This window comes from Devosia chinhatensis, from assembly GCF_000969445.1.
Lineage (GTDB): Bacteria > Pseudomonadota > Alphaproteobacteria > Rhizobiales > Devosiaceae > Devosia > Devosia chinhatensis.
In genome coordinates this window covers 1,795,815-1,815,802 of the sequence record NZ_JZEY01000054.1, presented here as the reverse complement: position 1 = coordinate 1,815,802, position 19,988 = coordinate 1,795,815, and the positions used below count along the sequence as shown (strand labels likewise).

Below are 19,988 nucleotides of genomic sequence, written 5' to 3'. Positions count from 1 at the left end.
CGTCGGAATCAGAGCGATTCCGTCCCTGGACATGAGATAAGCGTTAATCAATGAATCCTAACGAGGTGTTAACTCTAACCTCTGGTTAACCATCCCGGTTAAGCTTTGGCGAGAAATTTAGCGGGGCGCAACGAAAAGGGCGGACCTTGCGGCCCGCCCCTTTGCGATCTGGTAGGCGTCGCTGACTTTTAGCGGAGCAGCTGCAGCACCGACTGGTCGGCCTGCGAAGCCATCGACAGAGCCGAGGAGCTCAGCGACTGGCGAGTCTGCAGGGCCAGCAGGTTGGCGGCTTCTTCGTTCATGTCGGCCAGCGTCAGGTTGGCAGCGCCAGTCTGAAGCGTGTTGATCATGTTCTTGGAGAAGTCCTGACGGTTCTGCACCACCGAGAGCGATGAGCCGAAGGCCGAAGCCTGCGAGCGCACAGTATTGATCGCAGTCTTAACACCGGCGATCAGCGTATCGATGTTTGAATCCCGGTCGAGATCGCTGGCCTGCAGGTTTGTGTTGAGGCCGAGGATGGCGGAGCTGATGCCCTGTTCATCCTTGGAACGGATATTCAGTTCCGACGTGCTGGTCTCGTTGAAGGTGATTTGCAGGTTGTCGCCGCGCAGCAGGTTGATACCGTTGAACGAAGCGTCGTCCGCCAGCTTGTCCAGCTGGTCGCGAAGATCGCGGAACTGTGCCGCAAGATCGGAACGAGTGGTATTGCCACCAACTTCAACTGGCGTGGCAGTGGTTCCATCAATCGCATTTTCTGCGCCGATGCCAGCAATGTCGAGGTCGGTGGTCGACAGGTTTTCGATGCGCAGTTTACCGTTATCGTTTGACGCACGGATGTTGCCGCGCAGGTCGGCGTTTCCATTAATAGCCGTCACCAGATCATTGACTGAACGCACGGTCCCTTCGCCAGTGGCGCCAGGCGTAACCGTCGGAGCGGTGTTGGCACCGAAGATGGCGTTCAAAGCAGCGGTGCTGCCGGTGATGGTAACGTTCGCCGAACCGTCAGCCGGTCCATTGATGCGGATGAAGCCACCGTCCTCCTCCGCAGAAAAGCCGTCGGCAGAGATTGCGGAGTTAATCGTGGCCGCAGCAGTGGTCGCATCGGATGCGTTAGTGCTGTTGAGGACAACTTCACGACCGGCAACAGTCACGGTGAAGCTTTCAGGCGCATCACCAGCGCTCGTGCGGTTGCCGACGGCAAAGCCTGCGAGCGCAGCATCAGCACCTGCAACAGTGATGCTGCTGCCCTCGGTGGCGTTGCTGAGGGTCAGTACGTCGCCGGTGGTGTCCACCACGATATCGGCCAGTGCTGCCTGCTGGGCGGCCGTACCATTGTCTCGAAGGTCTTCAATCTGCGCTGCGAGTGCAGCAACGGTTTCCCCGGCGTCGTAGTTCGCGCCGCTGCTATTTGTGATGGAAACGTCAACGCCGTTGACCGAGAACGTCATCGAGGCATTGTCATTCAGCGCGGTAGGCGCCGTGCCAATCAAATCGTCAGGTGCAGTGCCTGCGCTCGGAGCAGTGAAGCCGGTGCCGACTGCCGTGGAGACGGTCGGAGCTGCGTCCGCCGTGTTCAGGGCGACGTTGACGCTGCCGGTGATCGAACCACCCGAAAAGGTCAAGTTCTTGACGTCAGCAGTGTCGATCGACGTCGGATCGAAGCTGAACGACTCGGTCTTGAACGACTTGTCCTGACGCGCCTGGCGGAGGGTCGACTGCATGGACTCGAGCGTCTTGGTGATCGCAGAAAGGCCATTGTCGGCAGCCTTGATAGTCTGGATGCCATTGGCCATGCCATCGAGGAGCTGATTAATGTCGCCAGCGCGGCTGTTGAGCGATGCAGCAGTGAAGTAGTTGGTCGGATTGTCCAGAGCCGAATTCACCTTGTTACCAGTAGCAAGACGCTCCTGCGTCTTTGCCATCATGGAAGCGGTGTTCTGGAGGGAAAGCAGGTTCGAGCGAACGGCTTTCGAGAGCGAGATATCACTCATTGGCTGGGTCCTTTTCTAGGATTACGCATGTACGACACCTCTCCTGAGGCTTGCCGCATCCTGACCGTGAGACCATAAAGAAGCGTTAAGCCGCCGCGTAAGACTTGCGGCAATTCAGCTTGATCCGGACGCTCGGAATGCAAAAAGCCCCGGCTTTCGGGGCTTTTTAAAGTGGTGATGCGGCTTTTTCAGGCGGCGGTAACTAAGCCAGAATGTCTTTGAGGCGCGCCTCGGATTCCTGCGGGATTTCGCTCATGCCGATGCGACGGATCAATTCTTCCATCGACTTGGGCACCGGCGGCAATGCGCCAGCGATGATCGCGGCGGCAAACATGGATGAGGAGCTGCGCTGCGGCGGCTCGGTCCGCGCGTTTTCCTGTCGGCGGTCTCCTTGCCGCTGCTCGTTGCGTGGCTGCGGGCTGGGCTGCGGTCTGGCGGCGCTGTCCGGCAGCATCGTGCGCTCGCCCATGGCCGGGCGATGGCGGAAATCGTGAAGATGTGTCGTGCCCGGCAGCACCGGCTCTACAACAAGGTTTGTCACCATTGGCATTTCCCCGAAAGCACCAATTCAGGGAAACGCTATAACAGCCCGGTTTAGGGCCAGGTCACCGCCGATGCCTGCAATTGAATCAAATGCGCGGCTTTTCGGGGCCGGTCAAAGCGCCCTGTTGATGGCCAGTCCCCTGGCCGATGCGGCTGGATCGGCCGACACCTGGCCGCCCGTGCCATAGGTCCTGGTGCGGTTCTGCTGGCCAACCATGCGCGCCACGTCGGTGAGCACATCCTCGGTGACGGTCTTGGCCGTAGCCAGCACGCGCAGGTTCTCTGCCATCTGGGTGGCCAGGCTTTCATGACCGGAGCGCAGCCGGGTCAGCGCTTCTGGCGCCTCGGCGGCCAGCCGGGCGGATTGCCGCTGAATGGTGCGGGCCAGGGTGACATAATCCTGAGCCAGGCGAGCCTTGTCAGGCGTCAGCTTTCCGGCTTCACGCAGGTGTCCCGCACGCAGGAGCGTGGTTTCCTGGTTCATGACGTCGACCAGAGCCGCAAGAGCCGTTTCGGCATGACTGCACAGGTCAAGGGCCGGCATGGCGTCGAGGGCAGCAAGGCGGGCGGCTGCGGTCATTTTCCGTAAACTCCGTTACTGGGATACATCATCGTGCGGGACGCATTGGCCGCTTCCTGCGCGGCGATCATTTCGCCCATCAGCTGATCGGCAATGCCGACGCCGCCGCTGCGCGCAATGGTGTTGGCGAGTTCTTCCCCCTGCATGGAGCGCCAGGTCTCTTCACCGAAACCGCCGCCGAAATTCTCGTCCGGCTTGAGGCCGGAAAACATCTGCTTGGTGAGCATGTTGAGGAACACGCCCTCCATTTCCTCCGCCTGCTGGCGAATGCGCAGCGTCTGCTGCGGGGACAGGGCGCCGGCCTTGTCGATCGTGGTCATCACAGCACCTCGATTTCGGCCTGGAGAGCGCCAGTGACCTTGATCGCCTGCAGGATGGCGATGAGGTCGCGGGGAGAGATCCCCAGGGCATTGAGGCCGTCGACCAGTTCCTGAAGCGTGACGCTTTCCGGCACCACCTGAAGCGCGCTGTCTGTCTGGTTGACGTTGAGGGTGGTGTTGGGGTCGACATTGGTCTGGCCCTGGCTCAGCGGGTTCGGCTGAACCGTCTGCGGGTTTTCCGCAATGGTCACCGTCAGGTTCGACTGGGCGACGGCCACGGCCGAGACGCGGACGTCCTTGCCCATGACGATGATGCCGGAATTTTCGTCGATGACGATCTTTGCCGGCTGGTCGGTCTGGACAATCAACTGCTCGATGTCGGTCAGCAGGTCGACGATGTTGCCGTTGAAGCCGCGGGGCAGGGTGAGGCGCACCGTGGCAGGATCCTCGGGCACCGCCGTGGGCGCGCCGATGAAATCGTTGACCGCCAGGGCGATACGACGCGCCGTGGTCAGGTCCGGGTTGCGCAGGGCCAGACGCAGCGAATTCTGAGATCCGAGGTGAAAGTCGATTTCGCGCTCGATCAGCGCGCCCGAGGAAATCCGGCCCGTCGTCGGTACGCCCGAGACCACCGTGGCGGCGTCGCCCTGTGCCTTGAACCCATTGATCGATACCGAGCCCTGGGCAATGGCATAGACCTCCCCATCGGCGCCGAGCAGAGGGGTCACAAGGAGCGTGCCGCCCTGGAGACTGTCGCTGTCCCCCAGGGCCGACACGGTCACGTCCATGCGCGAGCCCTGGGTGGAGAAGGCCGGCAAGTTGGCCGTTACCATCACGGCCGCCACATTGGCGGTCCGGACATTTTCGCCCTGAGTGTTGACGCCCAGCCGTTCGAGCATGGATTGCAGCGACTGCTTGGTGAAAGGCGAATTGTTGAGGCTGTCGCCCGTGCCGTTAAGGCCGACCACCAGGCCATAGCCGACCAGCTGGTTCTCGCGGACGCCCTCCATGTCCACGATGTCCTTGATCCGCGCCGGAGCGGCCTGCGCCGAGAGAGGCTGCAAGGCCAGCGCGGCGCAAAGCGTTGCGGCGATCATGGTGCGGAACAGGCGTTTTGGCATCTTCAACCCCGGAACAAGTCGCGTCATGGTATGGCGCGGCCTTTGTCGTGACAGATGCCAGAAGCGTGCCAGACTGGCTGAGTACCCTTAAGGCATTGAATTTAAATATCTAAATTTTCCTGCTGGTGTCGGCTCTCCTGTCCCGGTGAGAGTGGTGTGCAATTCTTGCCGGGTAAATTAACGCTCTGTTAACGAGGCTGGGCAGATTTTGCCGTCATCGCTTCTCCGGCAGATGAGTCCGCCTTTGCGCATCGACGGCCCAAATCGCACCAATTCCGTTGCCGGCCGGTCACAAGCCAGCCGGTCGGGCAGCGGACCGGCTTTCGTGCCGGCTGGTGAGCATGGTGCGGCGCGCGTGTCCAATGCCACGCCGGTGGCGCCGACCGCTGGACTGGATGCCATTCTGGCGCTCCAGGCCGTGGGCGATTTTCGCGAAAGCCGCCGCCGCGCGGTCAAACGCGGCAGCCAATTGCTGGACCTGCTCGAAGATCTCAAGGCAGACTTGTTGGTCGGGGGTATCGGCGCCGGCCAGCTCGACGCCCTGGCAGGTCAGATTGCGGGCTTGCGCGAACGGGTCGACCCTGCACTCGATGCCCTGGTCGATGAAATTGAGCTGCGGGTTCTGGTCGAACTGGCAAAGCGCGGGCGCTATCCGCAGGGCTGAGCATCCCGGCCGTCATCACCTTGTCGTCACCTCTGCGCTAAGCGCCGGTAAAGCGGGCTCGTTGCCCGTTAACGAGAGGTAACTTGTGCGCTTGCCCGAGGCGGGCGAGCGGCATATATAGGCCGCCAAGGGGCGTATTGGAGTTGAGTCTGCTCATGTCTTCAGTTGACGTAACGGACTATCGGCCGAGCGAGGACGAGACGTTCATGAACCCGCGCCAGCGGGAATACTTCCGGAACAAGCTGCTGAACTGGAAGGACGAAATCCTGCGTGAGAGCAGGCTGACCCTCGAAAACCTGCAGGAAGAGAGCCAGAACCATCCGGACATGGCGGACCGGGCCAGCTCCGAAAGCGATCGCTCCCTCGAATTGCGCACCCGTGACCGGCAGCGCAAGCTGATCTCCAAGATCGACTCTGCCCTAAAGCGTATCGACGACGGCACCTACGGGTATTGCGAGGAAACTGGCGATCCGATCGGTATTGCCCGCCTCGATGCCCGTCCGACGGCAACTCTGAGCCTGGAAGCCCAGGAACTGCACGAGCGCCGCGAAAAAGTCTACCGCGACGAGTAGGCTGGCGCATCGGTCTTGAAAAACGCCCCGTAACGGGGCGTTTTTATTGAATTGAAGGGTTTATCGCCTCAGCGGGCAAAGTGATCGCGGTTGCGGTCATGGACGGCCTGGGCGTCCGGCGTCATGACCTCATCGAAGGCATCGAGCTCCATGATTGGACGAATCTCGATCTCGCTGTCGGTTGGCATCGGATTGGGGCAGCGTTTGACCCAGGCTATTGCCTCGTCCATGTCCTTGACATTCCAGACCCAGAACCCGGCCACCAATTCCTTGGTTTCGGCAAAGGGGCCGTCGATGACGGAGCGTTGGGTGCCGCTGAAAGCAACGCGCTTGCCATAGGATGACGGCCTCAGCCCGTCGCCGCTCTGCATGATCCCGGCCTTGATCAGCTCTTCATTGAAGTGGCCCATGGCCTCCAGCATTTCGGGCGACGGCATTGCGCCCGCTTCACTATCGGCAGTGGCCTTGACGAAGACGATGACGCGCATCTTGCTCTCCTTATGATCCGGGCGTGAATGCCCTGTTGTCTGCCGACGAATACAGGCGGCCGGCTTCGACATATCGAGTGCGAATTTTGCGCGACGCAGGGCAGGATGCAATCAGAAGCCGAAGACTGTCGTGATGCCGGAGAGGCCATTGCCCGATTGCAGGCATTGGGCATTAGTGCGCGTGCCGAACTGGAACAGGCCGCAGGAATTATTGTTGCCGTTCTGCTCGATGATCCCCGTATGGCCGTTACCATCCTGGATGATGATGCCCCTGTTGTTCCGGCCTTGCTGGGCGATCCCGGCGGCATTGCCGCTGCCATTCTGCTCGGCATAGGCACCCGACGATATACCCCGCACCAACGAATAGATCTGCAATCCAGTCGAGAGCGTCCGGGCTTGGTCCGGATTGGCAGGCGTAAAGCCGAAGGAAATCTGGCCGCCTGCCATGGCCGGCAATGTGGAAAGGCCGAGCGCGAGGAAAAGGCCGGCAATGGTCCTGCAAGTGCGTGTCATCATGTGCTCCCGTCTGTCTGGGGCCGAGGGGGCCGTTCTCTTGTCAGCTAGATTCAGCTCTGCGCCGTAAGGCGCTGAGAGCAATCGTAAGTTTGTCCCTTGGCGGTGACCGTGAAGTCGATGTCCACCCGCGCATCTGCATTCAGGCTGGCCTGACCCAGTATGGTGGATGTACCGGCTTCGATGCTGAAGGGACCGCCCTGGCTGATTGTGCTGGAGCCACCGTTGCTTTTGCCGACAAGGGCAAAGCGGTAGTCGCCGATGAGTTTGCCCGGGGCCTCGACCACGCCTTGAAAAGTTGTCATGCCATGGGCCGTGCGGGTCGCGACGCCACAGCTGACACCGCCCTGTGTGGGAGCGGGATTGCCACTTCCCGCAAGGGCTGCACCGCCCAAGGCGAGCAGGGCGATGACGCCGAGGGTAAAAGGCATCTGGACCATGGCTTCCTCCTGTCTTGTCGGGGCGGGCCGGCCCAGGGGCCGGCCACGTCCGGATGATTACTTGCAGACCTGCACGAAGGCGGTGACGTTGTTGGAGCCGCGCTGCACCACGTCCGCACTGCAGCCATTGCCCACCTGCACGCCAGCCGTGACGTTGCCGTAGCCGTCCTGGGTGATCACCGAGGTATGGTTATCGCCGAACTGGCCGATACCAGCGGCATTGTTGCGGCCGTTCTGCCAGACCTGGCCGAGATTGCGGTTGCCCTGCTGGCCGATGGCCGAGGTGTTGCGACTGCCGTTCTGCTGGCTGATGGCATTGTTCCACCAACCCTGCTGCTTGACGCCGAAACGATTGTTCCAGCCGGACTGGTTGCCGCCGACCTGATTGCCGTAGCCATACTGATCGATGATGATGTCATTGGCGGTCGCGGGGGCCAGGGCACCTGCCAGCAGGGTGGCGGTGAGGGCGCTGATGAGAACGGTGCGGATCATTTCAGTCTCCTTGAACTGCGGCCCCTCCGGCCGCGTCGTTGATGGAAACTGTTCTAGACCTCTGTTCTCGAACGGCGCCTGAGCAGCGGGTTCAGCTGGCGTTCATCGTGGTCAACGCGCGGAAACTGAATCCGCGCGTTGACCTAACAAATTGGAAGATAATAGGTTTTATGCGCCATAGCGCGTACGCAGATGCGCCTTGAAGTGATCGGCGTTGAGCGGCTCACCAGTGGCGCGGGTGATGAGGTCGGGCGTTGAGTAACGCGACGCCTGGTTCCAGACCCGGTCCGCGCGCCATTGATTGATGGCGGCGAACTCGCCCTTGCGCATCTGCGTGCCCATGTCGGGAATATCCTTGCGCATGGCAGCGCCGAGCTGAGCAGCGATCATGGCGCCCAAAGTGTAGCTGGGGAAATAGCCGAAGGCGCCGCCGGGCCAGTGCACGTCCTGCATCGGGCCGTCCTTGGGATCGTTCAGGGTCGAGATCCCCAGATATTCGGTCATCTTGGCGTCCCAGGCTTCCGGGATCTGGCTGGCCTCGATCCGGCCGGAGACGAGGTCCTGCTCGAGCTCATAGCGCAGGATCACGTGCAGCGGGTACGTCACCTCGTCGGCGTCGACGCGGATATAGCCGCGCTCGACGAAGTTCACCTCGGCCAGGATGTCGTCGATATCCCAACCGGCGATGGCATCTGCACCCAGATGCTGGTGCACCAGCGGCAGCATGAATTCCCAGAATTCGGCGCTGCGGGCGATCTGCATCTCCACGAACAGGCTCTGGCTTTCATGCATGCCCATGCCGCGCGCCTTGCCCAGCGGCCAATGCGACCAGTCCTTGGGCAGACCCTGCTCATAGAGTGCGTGACCCGTCTCGTGCAGAACACCCATCAGGGAAGACAGGAATTCGTCTGTGCGGTAGCGCGTCGTCATGCGCACGTCCGTCGGCACGCCGCCACAGAAGGGGTGGTGTGAGACGGCGAGCGAGCCATGGGTGAAGTCGAAGCCAGTGGCGCGCATGGCGGCAAGGCCAAGTTCCCGCTGCTTTTCGATCGGGTAGGGACCATTGAGGCTCTTGCGCGCCCGCTGGGCGAGACGCTGCTCCTGCACCGCGAGCGCCTCGGGCACGAAATCCTTGAGGAAGCCCTTGAGATCGGTGAAGACGCCATCGATCTCCGCGGTGCGGTTGCCCGGATCATATTGGTCCATGAGGGCATCATACGGCGCCAGGCCGGTGGCGTCGGCGCGCAGGGCCGCCTCTTCGCGCACCAGAGCCACCACGCCTTCCAGCGCGGGCAGGAAACTAACCCAGTCACCCTTGGCGCGGAGGTCTCGCCAGAGCTGTTCGGAGCGCATGGTGGCCGCGGTGCGGCGCTGAACGAATTCAGTCGGCAGGCAGGTCGCATTGACATAGCTGCGCTCGAACTCGGCGACGGCCAGGCGCTGGTCGCTGTCGAGGTCCTCGTTTTTGGCCTTTTCGATCCAGTCGCCAATTTCGGGGGCGGTGGCTTTGGCATGATACATGCCGGCAAGGTTGGACATGGCCTCGGCCCGCTTTTCACCGCCGCCCACGGCCATATGCGTGGCCTCGTCGGCGCCGAGGATGGAGAGGGCGTGTTCGAGCGCTTCCAGCTGGCGGCCGAGCGCGTCGAGTTTGGCAAAGGACATGGAAGGCTCCTGCAATCTTGAGCCTGATCTCTTCCATAGAGGTCCAGCAGGATCAAGGGTCGCGGCGGGCTTCGTTCAGTCTCGTCCGCCTCCTGCGCGGAAAGTCGTAACTCCTGCGTCCGGAAAGAAGAAACGGAAATGGGGAAAGGCGCAGCCGGGGAAGCTGCGCCTCTTTGGGGGGCGAGGCGACGCCATTGGGGGAACGCGGCGCCTTGCAGTCTGGCCGGGCAAAGTTCGTCGCCTGGCCGGGGGACGACAATGCCCTCGGGGAAGGGCATTGTCGGATGGGGGAAATCAGAAGGGGAGGATCGCGTCCATCACCTGCTGGCCGTAGCGGGATTGCTGGACGTCCGTGATCTGGCCGCGACCACCATAGGAAATGCGGGCTTCGGCGATCTTGCTGGACTGGATCGTGTTATTGGCCTGGATATCGGAGGGGCGGACGATGCCGGCGACGATCATGTCGCGGACCTCGAAATTGACGCGCACTTCCTGGCGACCTTCGATCACCAGATTGCCGTTGGGCAGCACTTGAGTGACCACCGCTGCGACCGTGGTTTCGAGGTTCTCCTTGCGATTGACCGAGCCGGTACCGGCATCGCGCATACCCGAATTGAAATCGATGGCGGCCGCAGGGTCGACGCTGGCGCCCACCACATTGGTGAAACCTGCGCCGAAGATCCCGCCCATGCCGGCGGAGTTCGAGGAGGTACGATTGCGCTGGGTCTGGTTATTGATCTGGGCGCTGTCGTCGATGGTAACGAGCACGGTCAGGATGTCGCCGATGCGGTGGGCCCGCTCATCCTTGAAGAAGCCCTTGGCCGAGGTGCGGTAGAGCGAATTGGGCTGGTAGGTGTCTGCGATGGGCTCGGGCATCGGCATGCGGACGGGCTGGTAGCCGGCCATGGCAGTCGGATCGTTGATCGCATTCAGCGCCGGGGCCTGGCCGACATTGGCGAGGCGGTCCATGGTCTGGCAACCGGCGAGACTGGCGGCGACGGTCAGGATGGCGGCGAGCTTGAAGAGGTTCATTGGTGTCGATCCCGAATTAGAGGCCGGCCAGGGTCATCGGCGCGGAAGTGACTTCCACGGCACCCGGGGCGATTGCTTTGGCAGTGATGACGCGCTTGGAGATCAGGTTCAGCACCTGCAGCGGCGTGTCCTTGGCAGCGCCGGTAACGGCCTGTCCACGAACGGTGAGGGTCATCGGACCCTGGCGATAATAGATGGTGACCAGATCGTTCTTGGCTACGGTCAGGGGCACGCTGACGTCGCTGGGGCGCACCAGCATGCCCTCGCGGCTCTGGCGGTTGAGCGCCATGCCGACCAATTGCTCGAGCGGCGCGATCCCCTGCGCATCGGCCTGTTGAAGCGAGATGGGGCGCATCACGAAATTATCAGGTTGGAGCACCGTACCGGCCGGCAGGTTCGAGGCCAGATGGGCGGCTTCCACGCTCAGTGCGATCGTGCCTGACAGATCCAGCGGCTGGGCCAAACCTGCGACGATGAAGCGTGCGGAGAACGAGCCGTTGCCGGGCAGGTAGCGCAGGGTATCGAGCTGTGCCGGCACGTCCCGGGCTTCGGCCTGGATAGGATCGAGTGGCCGGGAGAGCTGCACCTCGGCCATGGTGCCGCCGGCAAGGATGCCTCGGCTGCGCAAATCCTCGACGATGAGGCCTGACAGAAGGGTTTGATCCACCAGGGCTGAGGCCCTCGAGACGCGGACCATGGCCAGCCCATTGGCTTCGAAGCTCTCGAGCCCGATACGGCTGGTTGCCGCCTGGATCGCGGTCAGGTCGACATTGCCGGTGGTGCCGGGCAGGGGCGCGCGGAACAGCGGCTGCTCGGCCAGCGTGCCGGCATTTTCGAACATGTCGCCGACCGTGACGATCGGCTCGATCACCACGACGCTCGACTTGAGCACGGGATTGGCCAGGGCGCTCCCGGTGGAAAGCACCAGAGCAAGGAGGGCGATGATGGAGCGGTTCACTTTCATGTCGTCCTCCTAATCAGCGCAGCTGGCTCGTCGCCTGCATCATCTGGTCGGCACCGGAGATGACGCGAGCGTTCATTTCGTAGGCGCGCTGGGCTGCGATCAGATCGGCGATTTCGGTCACCGAGTTGACGTTGGCCAGTTCGAGATAGTTCTGCAGCAGGTCGCCGGCGCCATCCGCATTGGGCAGGCTGACCTGGGCCGGGCCGCTGGCGGCGGTTTCCAGGAACAGATTGTCGCCCATGGATTCGAGGCCAGACTTGTTGACGAAGCGGGCCAGTTGCAGTTGGCCAAGCTGGGTCGGAGCGGTATCGGTGCCGATATAGGCTTCGACGGTGCCTTCGGGCGAAATCGAGACGCCGCGGGCGTCGCCAGGCACGGTGATACCGGGGTCCACGACATAGCCGGAGGAATTGACCAGCGTGCCGTCGGCGCTGCGCTCGAACGAGCCGTCGCGGGTATAGCCCGTGCGGCCGTCGGGCAGCTGGATCATGAAGAAGCCCTCGCCGCGGATGGCGACGTCCAGCTCACGCTCGGTCATGTTCACCGAGCCCTGGCTCATGACGCGGGGGGTGGCCACGGTGCGCACGCCCGAACCAATTTCGAGGCCGGCCGGCACCATGGTGCCCTGGTCGGAGGTCTGCGAACCGGCGCGGGTGATCTGCTGGTAGAGCAGGTCCTGGAATTCGGCACGCTGGCGCTTGTAGCCGGTCGTGCGCATGTTGGCGATGTTGTTGGAAATGACTTCGACATTGCGTTCCTGGGCGCTCATGCCGGTCGATGCGATGTAAAGGGCTTTCATGGCTTCGGCTCCTCAGGATCAGGCGTTGGTGTCGCCGAGACGCTGGATGGCCGAGCGACGGAGCTCGTCCTGCTTCTGCGTCAGGGAGGCAATGGATTCATAGGCGCGGGTCACGCGGATCAGTTCGGCCATTTCCGAAACACCCGAGACGTTGGACTTCTCGATATGGCCCTGCATGACGCGCGTGCCGGCATTGGCGCCGGGCGTGCCGCCGGAGAACAGGTTGCTGCCTTCGCGCACCAAGGCCTGCGGATTGGCGAATTCGACGATCCGCAATTGCCCCTTGGCGCCGGCGCTGCTGGCGATCGATCCATCGGGAGCGATGGTGATGCCGCTTTCATCCGGGCCGAACTGGATCGGGCCGCCATTACCCAGAACAGGATTGCCGGAGAGGTCGACCAGGGTGCCGGCATTGTCGATCTGCAGCGAGCCGGCGCGGGTCCAGCGCTCGCCGGCCGGAGTCTGCACTGCCAGGAAGCCGTTGCCGTTCAGGGCAATGTCGAGCTCGTTGCCGGTCTGGACCATCGCGCCGCCGGACAGATCGTGGATCGTTGCCCAGTCCTGTACATAGGCCAGAGGCTGGTCGAGATTGGGGAAGGTGCGGTCACGGGCGACGGGCATCTCGTATTGCTCGAACAGGATCTGCTCGGCCTTGAAACCGGTCGTGTTGATGTTGGCGACATTGTGCGCCACCACATCCATCTGCCGCTGAAGCGCAATCTGCCGCGACAAGCTGATGAGTTGTGCATTCCCGATCATGACGATCCCCGTATTCAATCCCCGAAGTGACCCGCTTCCCCAAGCCGGCCGCCTCGCCATTTACTTTGCAGAAACCATGCCAAGGCTGGTATTTTAATAAAATCAGTGGGTTAGCAATCTCCTGGCTGTAAGCCTGTCGAGGTAACCCTTGGTGTGGCGGCAAAAGCTGCCCGGCAAAAACTGCCGGTTTGGGCTCGGTGGTAACTATTCGTTAACCAACTCGCCCTTAGCTGGTCGAGACGACGGAATTGTCCGGAATCGCTGGGTTGATGGGGCATTCAATGGCTGCGGAAGCAGAAGTCGCGACGGAAGCGCCGGAGAAGAAGGGCATTCCCAAGCTCTTCATCATCATCGGTGCCGCCGTGCTTGTGCTGTTGCTTGCGGGCGGCGGCCTCTTCTTCTTCATGTCCTCGTCTGGCTCGGCTCCCGCAGAGGGTGCTGCCGATGGGCATGGCGCCGAGCAGGCTGCGGCGCACGACACCTTCATTTTCAACCTCGCGCCCATGATGGTGAATCTCAACACCGAGGATGACCGCACTTCCGTCATGAAGCTCACCGTCGGGCTGGAAGTGGCCGACGAGCACATGATGACCGAGATCCAGCCGCGCCTGCCCAAGGTGATCGATGCGTTTCAGGTCTATATGCGCGAATTGCGGCGCAGCGACCTCGAAGGGTCGGCCGGCATCTATCGGCTCAAGGAAGAATTGCTGCGGCGGGTCAATCTCGCCATTTATCCTGGCCACGTGAAGAGCATCCTCTTCCGCGAAATCCTGGTGCAGTGATGCCCGGACCCAGCGACCAGGATAAGCTCAGCGACGATTGGGGCCTTGACAGCCTCGACATTGCCGGCGCTCCGGACAGCACCGAAAATGCGGAAATGTCGGAGGAAGAGCGCGCTGCAGCCGCGGCTGCGGAATGGGCCGCCATGCTCGAAGGCGGCGATGGAGGCGATGACGGCGGGCCGGATCGCGTCCTCAACCAGGACGAGATCGACAGCCTGCTCGGATTCGACGCCAGCGCTGCGGGCAATGTCGAGCTCAGCGGCGTCCAGGCGCTCATCAATTCGGCGCTGGTCTCCTATGAACGCCTGCCAATGCTCGAAATCGTCTTCGACCGGCTGGTGCGGCTGGCGACGACCTCGCTGCGCAATTTCACCTCCGACAATGTCGAGGTGACGATGGATTCGATTTCTTCGGTCCGCTTCGGCGACTATCTCAATTCCATTCCGCTGCCGGCGATCCTTTCGGTCATCAAGGCCGAGGAATGGGAGAATTACGGCCTTCTGACGGTCGATTCCAATCTCATCTATTCCATGATCGACGTGCTGCTCGGCGGTCGCCGGGTGGGTGGCAATATCCGCGTCGAGGGCCGGCCCTATACGACCATCGAGATGGCGCTGGCCCGGCGCATGATCGAGGTTATCCTCGAAGACACCCATCGTGCCTTCGAGCCGGTGACGCAGGTTCATTTCCGGCTCGAGCGCATGGAGACCAATCCGCGCTTCGCCGCCATTTCCAGACCCGGCAATGCGGCCATCCTGATCGAGTTGCGGATCGAAATGGACGATCGCGGGGGGAAGATCGAAATTCTGCTGCCCTATGCGACCATCGAGCCGATCCGCGAACAGCTGCTGCAGATGTTCATGGGTGAAAAGTTTGGTCGCGACCCCATCTGGGAAGGTCATCTGGCCACCGAAATCTATCAGGCCGACGTCGAGATCGAGGCGGTGCTACACGAGCAGAACCTGCCATTGTCCAAGGTGCTCAACCTAGAGCCGGGGCATACCTTGATGTTCGAGCGCACGCCCACCGACCCGATCCGGCTGCGCTGCGGCGATGTCGAGCTTACCGAGGCCATCATGGGCCATATCGGCAAGAATGTTTCCGTGCGGGTCACACGCCCGCTCAATCCGCCCAAGGTCACCATGGCGGCCTTCGAGGCAATAGACGAGACGATGGAAGGACGATGATGTTCGGGCTGCCGCTGGGAATTTTTGTCGAAGGCGCCGTGGCTGTGCTGCTGGCTTTGACGATCGGCTATTGCATTGTCCTCAACCAGCGCCTCAAGCGCCTGCATCAGGACAAGGACGCGATGCGCCAGATGATCGCCGATCTGATCGGGGCCACCAATCTGGCCAATCAGGCGATCAAAGAGCTCAAGTCCAGCGCGGTTGAGGCCGATTTGGCGCTGACGGCGCGGCTCGAGGAAGCCGAGCGGTTCGGCATCGAACTTGCCAACCACGTCAATGCCGGTACCGTGCTGATGGAACGCATTGCGCGCATCACCAGCGTGGCTCGCCACAGCCAGGCCGTCGAGCCGGTCGAAGAGCCCAACAAGGTCCAGTCGGCGCTGCAGCAATTGTCGTCACGTGTGCGGAACCGCGGAGCCGCGGCGTGAACAACATTCGCCTCCTGCCCATCGTCATCATGGCTGTCGCAGCCCTGCTGGTCCTCAAGACCGCAGGCCTGCTCACCAATGGCGGCTATGTGCTTGCAGGGGTGACGCGAGCCGAAGCCGCGGGTGGCGGCGGGCATGGCGGCGCGGCTCCTGCCGCGGCGCCGGGCGAGACCGTTTCGCTGCCGTCCGAACCGACGCTGGCGGACGTGACGCCGACCGTGACCGACACCACGCCGGTGCTTGGTGCCGAGGCGGCATCGGCCGGGCATGGCGCGTCTGCGGGGGCGCATGGGGCCCCGGCCGAAGCTCCTGCGACTGAGGCTTCAGATACAAGCGACCCCGAAGCGGCGCACGCCGGGGCTGAGCATGGCGGCGAGGTGACCAATGTTGTCGCTGCCGAGAATGCCTGCGCTCCCCGTCCAGTGGGTGAAGGCGAACAGACTGCAGCCGACGGCCAGCTGACGGTGATTGCAGGCGATTGCCCGCCTCCCGCTGATGCCCTGCCGCAATTGGTGACCTCCGAAGGCATGGTGCCCATGAGCGCCGGTGATAATGGCGCCACCGAGCAAGCGCTGCTCGAGCGTCTGGCCAGCCGGCGTACCGAGCTGCAGACCTACGAGCAGGAACTGGCCATGCGTGCCTCGCTGGTCGACGCGGCCGAAAAGCGCATCGAAGAGCGGCAGGCGACCCTGCAGTCCATCGAGGATCAGATCGCCTCCCTGGTCGAGCAGCGCAAGCAGATGGAAGAAGGCCAGTTTGCCAGCATCGTCTCCATGTACGAGACCATGAAGCCCAAGGATGCGGCAAAGATTTTCGACAATCTCGACATGGACGTGCTGTTCCGCGTCTCCAAGATGATGAACCCGCGCAAGATGGCGCCCATCCTTGCCGAGATGAGCACCGCGCGCGCCCAGGAATTGACGGTGCGCATGGCTTCCGCAGACGCCGACCCGCTCGACAGCATGACACCCGACGCCCTGGCGGCACTGCCGCAGATCGTTGGCCAGTAAATGCCGCCAATGCCCTTAGGGGGACGTTAAGCCCGCTTCGCTAGGGTCGAGCCATCTTGGTGTAAACCTCGCGTTTTAAGGCCTGGGGGCCAGAAGTCCTGGGCACAACACGTGCAGCATTATGGCGTCGGGCGGGCAGAAAGCCGGTGAAGACCGCATGTATCGCAGCTTTGCGACGGGCAAGAACTGCCCTGATCGCGGCGGCAATGACCAGTCTTCTGGCATTGGCGACGCCTGCCTTTTCGCAGGAAAAGGGCCAGCTTTTTGCGGCCGAGCAGGACGGATATGGCCGCCTGATCCTGAGCTTTCCTGAACTTGACGAACTCCCCAAGCATGATTTCCGCGTCGAGAACGGCGTCATCTCCATTGTTTTCGATCAGCCGGTCGAAGTGGTGCTGCCTGATGTCGGCGTCACCATGCCCAATTATCTCAGCGTCGCCAGGGTTGATCCCGATGGCCGCGGTCTTCGCATTGGTCTCAAGGCCGGGTTCAACTTCAACCGCATCGAGGCCGCCGAGCAGCTTTATATCGACCTGATGCCCTCCACCTGGCAAGGCATGCCGCCGCCGCTGCCGCAGGATGTCATCGACAAGCTGGCCGAGCGCGCGCGCCTGGCGGCGATCAATGCCGAGCGTGAACGCAAGGCCCGCATGGCCGCCGAGCTCGAGCCCGCCGTCAATGTGCGGGTCGGCCGCAACGCCACCTTCCTGCGCGTCCAGTTCGACTGGACTATCCCCACCGACGCCCAGTTCAGCAAGAAAGGCAATATTGGCGCCGCGACCTTCGAATGGCCGGTCGAGATGGACATGTCGGCGCTGCTTACCGGCCTGCCCGAGGAATTGGTGTCGGCCCAGGCTGGCCTGTCGCCGGACGGCGCGGCCGCGACCTTTGTCTTTGCCGAGGGCGTCGAGCCACGGTTCTATGAAATTTCTCCCAGCCAATATGTGCTTGATATCGACATCAAGGGGCAGGGCCTACCGGTCTTGACCCGCGCTGCGCTCGAAAGCGAAACGACCCACGCGGCAGCCGATGCACCAGAACATGGCGCAGGGCCCGCGATTGCGGCGCTTCAGCCGGCCGCCGCCGAAACCATCAAGCCCTTCGTCAACGTCCTGGGCTCCACTTTGCGCGTGGTGTTCCCCTTCGAGCAGGATACGCCGGCCGCTGTGTTCCGGCGCGGCGATACGGTCTGGATGGTTTTCGATACGGTGACCGGTATTCAGTCTCCGGCTCCCTCGACTGACCTTGATGCCCTGGCGTCCGAATTTGCCGTCATTCCATCGGGCGATACGCAGATCGTGCGTATCGATCTGTCTCAGGACCGTCTGGCCACGCTGGGTTCGGAGGGTATGGCTTGGGTGCTGTCCCTGGGCGACATGATGCTCAGTCCCACCGAGCCGATGACACTGAGCCGGCGGCGGGACATCGAGGGCTCGTTCGAGATGGTGGCTGATATTGCCCGTCCGGGTCGTGTGCATGATTTCCGCGACCCGCTGGTGGGCGACATGCTCAAGGTGGTCACGGCCTATCCGCCGGCGCGCGGGCTAACCCGCACGCTCGATTATGTCGACTTCACGGCCCTGCGCAGCGTCCATGGCCTTGTGGTCATGCCCAAGTCGGCGGGGCTTCGCGTGGCGGTGGAAAATCCTCTTGCAGTGATTGCAGACACGGGCGGGCTGACCGTGTCCGCCGCAGACGGGCCGCGCAATGTGGGCAGCGAAGCCCAGCAGACGGCCCGGGCGGGCTTCATCAACCTTTCCGCACTGGAAGAGCGCGATCCGCTCAAGCTCATGGAAAAGCGCGATGCACTTGAATTGGCGGCGTCCGCGGGTGAGGGGGCAGACCGCGATATGGCGCGGCTCGATCTTGCCCAGTTCTACCTCGGCAATCGTTTGGCATTCGAGGCACTGGGCGTCTTGCGTGTGCTCGAGGCTGATCTCAAGTCCGAAGACCTCATCAAGCCGATGCGCATGACGCAGGCGGTCGCCAATGTCATGGCAGGCCGTCCTCGCGAAGCTATGCAGGCGCTCAATGCGGCCGCGCTCAACCGCGAGACCGATGCGCTGTTCTGGCGATCCCTGGCCCGGACCGCCGCAAGCGATTTTCCCGGTGCTCGCGCCGACGCGATCGAGGCTCAGGACATCCTGCCGTCTTACCCGGAATGGCTGCGCAATGAGTTTCGTCTGTCTGCGGGCCGGGCAGCGCTCGAAACTGGCGATGCCGCCTTTGCCGAACGGCTGCTCGACCAGATCGAGTTTGCCAGCCTGAGCGTCGAGGATGCCTCTCGCTATCACCTGCTCGAAGCGCGCCTCGACGAGGCCAATGGCCATATGCAGGAGGCGCTGGACACCTATGGGCAGGTCATTGCCGCCGAGGTCCGTCCGACCCGAGCCGAGGCTGTTTATCGGACGCTGCTCCTGCTCGACAAGGAACAGAGGCTGGATCTCAACAAAGCGACCCAGACGCTCGCCGCCGAAGCCATGCTGTGGCGTGGCGATGCGCTGGAGGCCGAAATGCAGACGCTGCTCGCCCAGCTCTATTTCCGCAATGGCGACTATCGGCATGGCTTTGAAACCGTTCGCGATGCCATCGCCGGCTTTCCCGATAGCCCCGCCGTCAACACCTTGCGCGATCAGGCGCAAACCATGTTTGCCGATCTTTTCCTGAATGGGGTGGCCGATTCCATCCGTCCCGTCGAGGCGCTCGGTATCTATTACGATTTCCGCCAACTCACACCCTCCGGCGCGCGTGGCGATGAGATGATCCGCAATCTGGCCCGCCGCCTGGTGCGGATGGACCTGCTGCCGCAAGCAGCCGAACTGCTGCAATATCAACTCGACAATCGCCTGCGCGGCGTGGCGCGAACGCAGCTCGCTGCCGATCTTGCCGTGATCTATCTGGCCGACCACAAGCCGCAGGATGCTGCACGCGTGCTGGAAGACACGCGGTTGCCCGACATTCCGCAATCGCTGGAACGCCAGCGGCGCATTCTGGAAGCACGGGCCATGATCGATCGTGGCCGTGACCAGCTTGCGCTCGATCTCATTCGCAATCTCGAGGGCAAGGATGTTGCCCTGATGCGGGTCGACGCCAATTGGACGGCGGGTCGCTATCGAGAGGCGGGGGAAATGATCGAGGCGCTCTATGCCACCCAGTCTTCGGTACAGGCTCTCGACCGTCTCGGCAGAATGTCCCTCATCCGCGCTGCGGTCGGTTATGTGCTGGCCGGTGACACTATGGGCCTCTCGCGGTTGCGATCCAAATTTGGCGAGCAGATGGTCAATTCGCCCGAATGGCCGATGTTCGACTACGTGACGGGGCCGATCGAAGTCACAAGCCTCGAATTCAAGAAGGTCGCGGCCGAAGTGGCAGCGCAAGACAGCCTGACGGCATTTCTCGCTTCCTATCGCGAGGCCTATGCCGGAAACGGAGCGCTGGCTCCTGAAAATGCAGGTCCGGTCGCGCCGGCCCTGACCGCAGCCCGTTGATTGTCCGCTCACCCGAGTCGCTGCCCCCGGCCTGGGGATCAATGCTCACTTACAGCGTTGAACAGCCGGTTCGCCTTTCCATGCAGGCAAAGCATTTGCTAGACCTTTGGCGATGTCCCGATTCGGGACGGCCTCTGCCTCTTGGAGCAA

21 protein-coding genes are annotated in these 19,988 nt (G+C 62.4%); 7 read left to right on the top strand and 14 right to left on the bottom strand.

Annotated elements, in window-relative coordinates:
* Positions 1-188: 188 nt before the first annotated feature.
* The 5 genes from VE26_RS17115 to VE26_RS08830 form a co-directional block, all read right to left on the bottom strand.
* Positions 189-1,991 (bottom strand): flagellin N-terminal helical domain-containing protein, encoded by a 1,803-nt coding sequence (locus tag VE26_RS17115; RefSeq protein WP_052715775.1) that lies wholly within the window; start codon positions 1,989-1,991, stop codon positions 189-191.
* A 202-nt stretch (positions 1,992-2,193) separates the two neighbouring features.
* Positions 2,194-2,535 (bottom strand): hypothetical protein, encoded by a 342-nt coding sequence (locus VE26_RS08845; RefSeq protein ID WP_046104605.1) that lies wholly within the window; start codon positions 2,533-2,535, stop codon positions 2,194-2,196.
* A gap of 111 nt (positions 2,536-2,646) precedes the next feature.
* A complete protein-coding gene (locus VE26_RS08840; protein ID WP_052715774.1) occupies positions 2,647-3,114 on the bottom strand; it encodes a flagellar protein FlgN in 468 nt (155 codons plus the stop codon).
* Positions 3,111-3,434: a rod-binding protein gene (locus VE26_RS08835; protein WP_046104604.1), complete on the bottom strand. Its 324-nt coding sequence runs from the start codon at positions 3,432-3,434 to the stop codon at positions 3,111-3,113. The genes VE26_RS08840 and VE26_RS08835 overlap by 4 nt, the downstream gene beginning before the upstream one ends.
* Entirely contained in the window at positions 3,434-4,531 is a 1,098-nt protein-coding gene (locus VE26_RS08830; RefSeq protein WP_046105187.1) for a flagellar basal body P-ring protein FlgI, read from the bottom strand. The genes VE26_RS08835 and VE26_RS08830 overlap by 1 nt, the downstream gene beginning before the upstream one ends.
* A 268-nt stretch (positions 4,532-4,799) precedes the next feature.
* Here VE26_RS08830 and VE26_RS08825 point away from each other — a divergent pair, with 268 nt between their 5' ends.
* Entirely contained in the window at positions 4,800-5,219 is a 420-nt protein-coding gene (locus VE26_RS08825) for a flagellar assembly protein FliX (RefSeq protein WP_046105186.1), read from the top strand.
* Between the two features lie 155 nt (positions 5,220-5,374).
* On the top strand, positions 5,375-5,791 hold the full coding sequence (gene dksA, locus VE26_RS08820; protein ID WP_046104603.1) for an RNA polymerase-binding protein DksA: 417 nt from the start codon (positions 5,375-5,377) through the stop codon (positions 5,789-5,791).
* A gap of 68 nt (positions 5,792-5,859) precedes the next feature.
* On the opposite strand, the gene VE26_RS08815 is transcribed toward dksA, so the two are convergent.
* The 9 genes from VE26_RS08815 to flgF all read right to left on the bottom strand — a co-directional run bounded on the left by VE26_RS08815 (position 5,860) and on the right by flgF (position 12,943).
* Positions 5,860-6,279 (bottom strand): YciI family protein, encoded by a 420-nt coding sequence (locus tag VE26_RS08815; protein ID WP_046104602.1) that lies wholly within the window; start codon positions 6,277-6,279, stop codon positions 5,860-5,862.
* Between the two features lie 111 nt (positions 6,280-6,390).
* Complete coding sequence (locus VE26_RS08810; RefSeq protein WP_046104601.1) at positions 6,391-6,792, bottom strand: hypothetical protein; 402 nt, start codon at positions 6,790-6,792, stop codon at positions 6,391-6,393.
* 53 nt (positions 6,793-6,845) lie between these two features.
* Positions 6,846-7,232, bottom strand: a complete 387-nt coding sequence (gene csgH / locus VE26_RS08805) for a curli-like amyloid fiber formation chaperone CsgH (RefSeq protein ID WP_152658771.1) — start codon at positions 7,230-7,232, stop codon at positions 6,846-6,848.
* 57 nt (positions 7,233-7,289) lie between these two features.
* Positions 7,290-7,724: a curlin gene (locus tag VE26_RS08800; RefSeq protein WP_046104599.1), complete on the bottom strand. Its 435-nt coding sequence runs from the start codon at positions 7,722-7,724 to the stop codon at positions 7,290-7,292.
* 168 nt (positions 7,725-7,892) lie between these two features.
* Positions 7,893-9,389, bottom strand: a complete 1,497-nt coding sequence (locus VE26_RS08795; RefSeq protein ID WP_046104598.1) for a carboxypeptidase M32 — start codon at positions 9,387-9,389, stop codon at positions 7,893-7,895.
* A gap of 294 nt (positions 9,390-9,683) precedes the next feature.
* Positions 9,684-10,421: a flagellar basal body L-ring protein FlgH gene (gene flgH, locus VE26_RS08790; RefSeq protein WP_046104597.1), complete on the bottom strand. Its 738-nt coding sequence runs from the start codon at positions 10,419-10,421 to the stop codon at positions 9,684-9,686.
* 16 nt (positions 10,422-10,437) lie between these two features.
* A complete protein-coding gene (flgA, locus tag VE26_RS08785) occupies positions 10,438-11,385 on the bottom strand; it encodes a flagellar basal body P-ring formation chaperone FlgA (RefSeq protein ID WP_046104596.1) in 948 nt (315 codons plus the stop codon).
* 13 nt (positions 11,386-11,398) lie between these two features.
* Entirely contained in the window at positions 11,399-12,184 is a 786-nt protein-coding gene (gene flgG, locus VE26_RS08780) for a flagellar basal-body rod protein FlgG (RefSeq protein ID WP_046104595.1), read from the bottom strand.
* An 18-nt stretch (positions 12,185-12,202) separates the two neighbouring features.
* Positions 12,203-12,943: a flagellar basal-body rod protein FlgF gene (gene flgF, locus VE26_RS08775; protein WP_425283837.1), complete on the bottom strand. Its 741-nt coding sequence runs from the start codon at positions 12,941-12,943 to the stop codon at positions 12,203-12,205.
* A 281-nt stretch (positions 12,944-13,224) separates the two neighbouring features.
* Between flgF and VE26_RS08770 the strand changes: the two genes are divergently transcribed.
* The 5 genes from VE26_RS08770 (at position 13,225) to VE26_RS08750 (ending at position 19,838) form a co-directional block, all read left to right on the top strand.
* Positions 13,225-13,725 carry a flagellar basal body-associated FliL family protein gene (locus VE26_RS08770; RefSeq protein WP_052715771.1) on the top strand — a complete coding sequence of 167 codons (501 nt, stop codon included), beginning with the start codon at positions 13,225-13,227 and terminating at the stop codon, positions 13,723-13,725.
* Positions 13,725-14,912: a flagellar motor switch protein FliM gene (gene fliM, locus VE26_RS08765; RefSeq protein WP_046104593.1), complete on the top strand. Its 1,188-nt coding sequence runs from the start codon at positions 13,725-13,727 to the stop codon at positions 14,910-14,912. Before VE26_RS08770 ends, fliM begins: the two co-directional genes overlap by 1 nt.
* Positions 14,912-15,340 carry a DUF6468 domain-containing protein gene (locus VE26_RS08760; protein WP_160297824.1) on the top strand — a complete coding sequence of 143 codons (429 nt, stop codon included), beginning with the start codon at positions 14,912-14,914 and terminating at the stop codon, positions 15,338-15,340. The genes fliM and VE26_RS08760 overlap by 1 nt, the downstream gene beginning before the upstream one ends.
* The gene (locus VE26_RS17110; protein WP_052715769.1) at positions 15,337-16,350 is read left to right on the top strand and encodes a MotE family protein; all 1,014 of its coding nucleotides are present in this window, start codon (positions 15,337-15,339) and stop codon (positions 16,348-16,350) included. The genes VE26_RS08760 and VE26_RS17110 overlap by 4 nt, the downstream gene beginning before the upstream one ends.
* Positions 16,351-16,556: 206 nt before the next feature.
* Positions 16,557-19,838: a tetratricopeptide repeat protein gene (locus VE26_RS08750; protein WP_046104592.1), complete on the top strand. Its 3,282-nt coding sequence runs from the start codon at positions 16,557-16,559 to the stop codon at positions 19,836-19,838.
* The last annotated feature ends 150 nt before the right edge of the window (positions 19,839-19,988 follow it).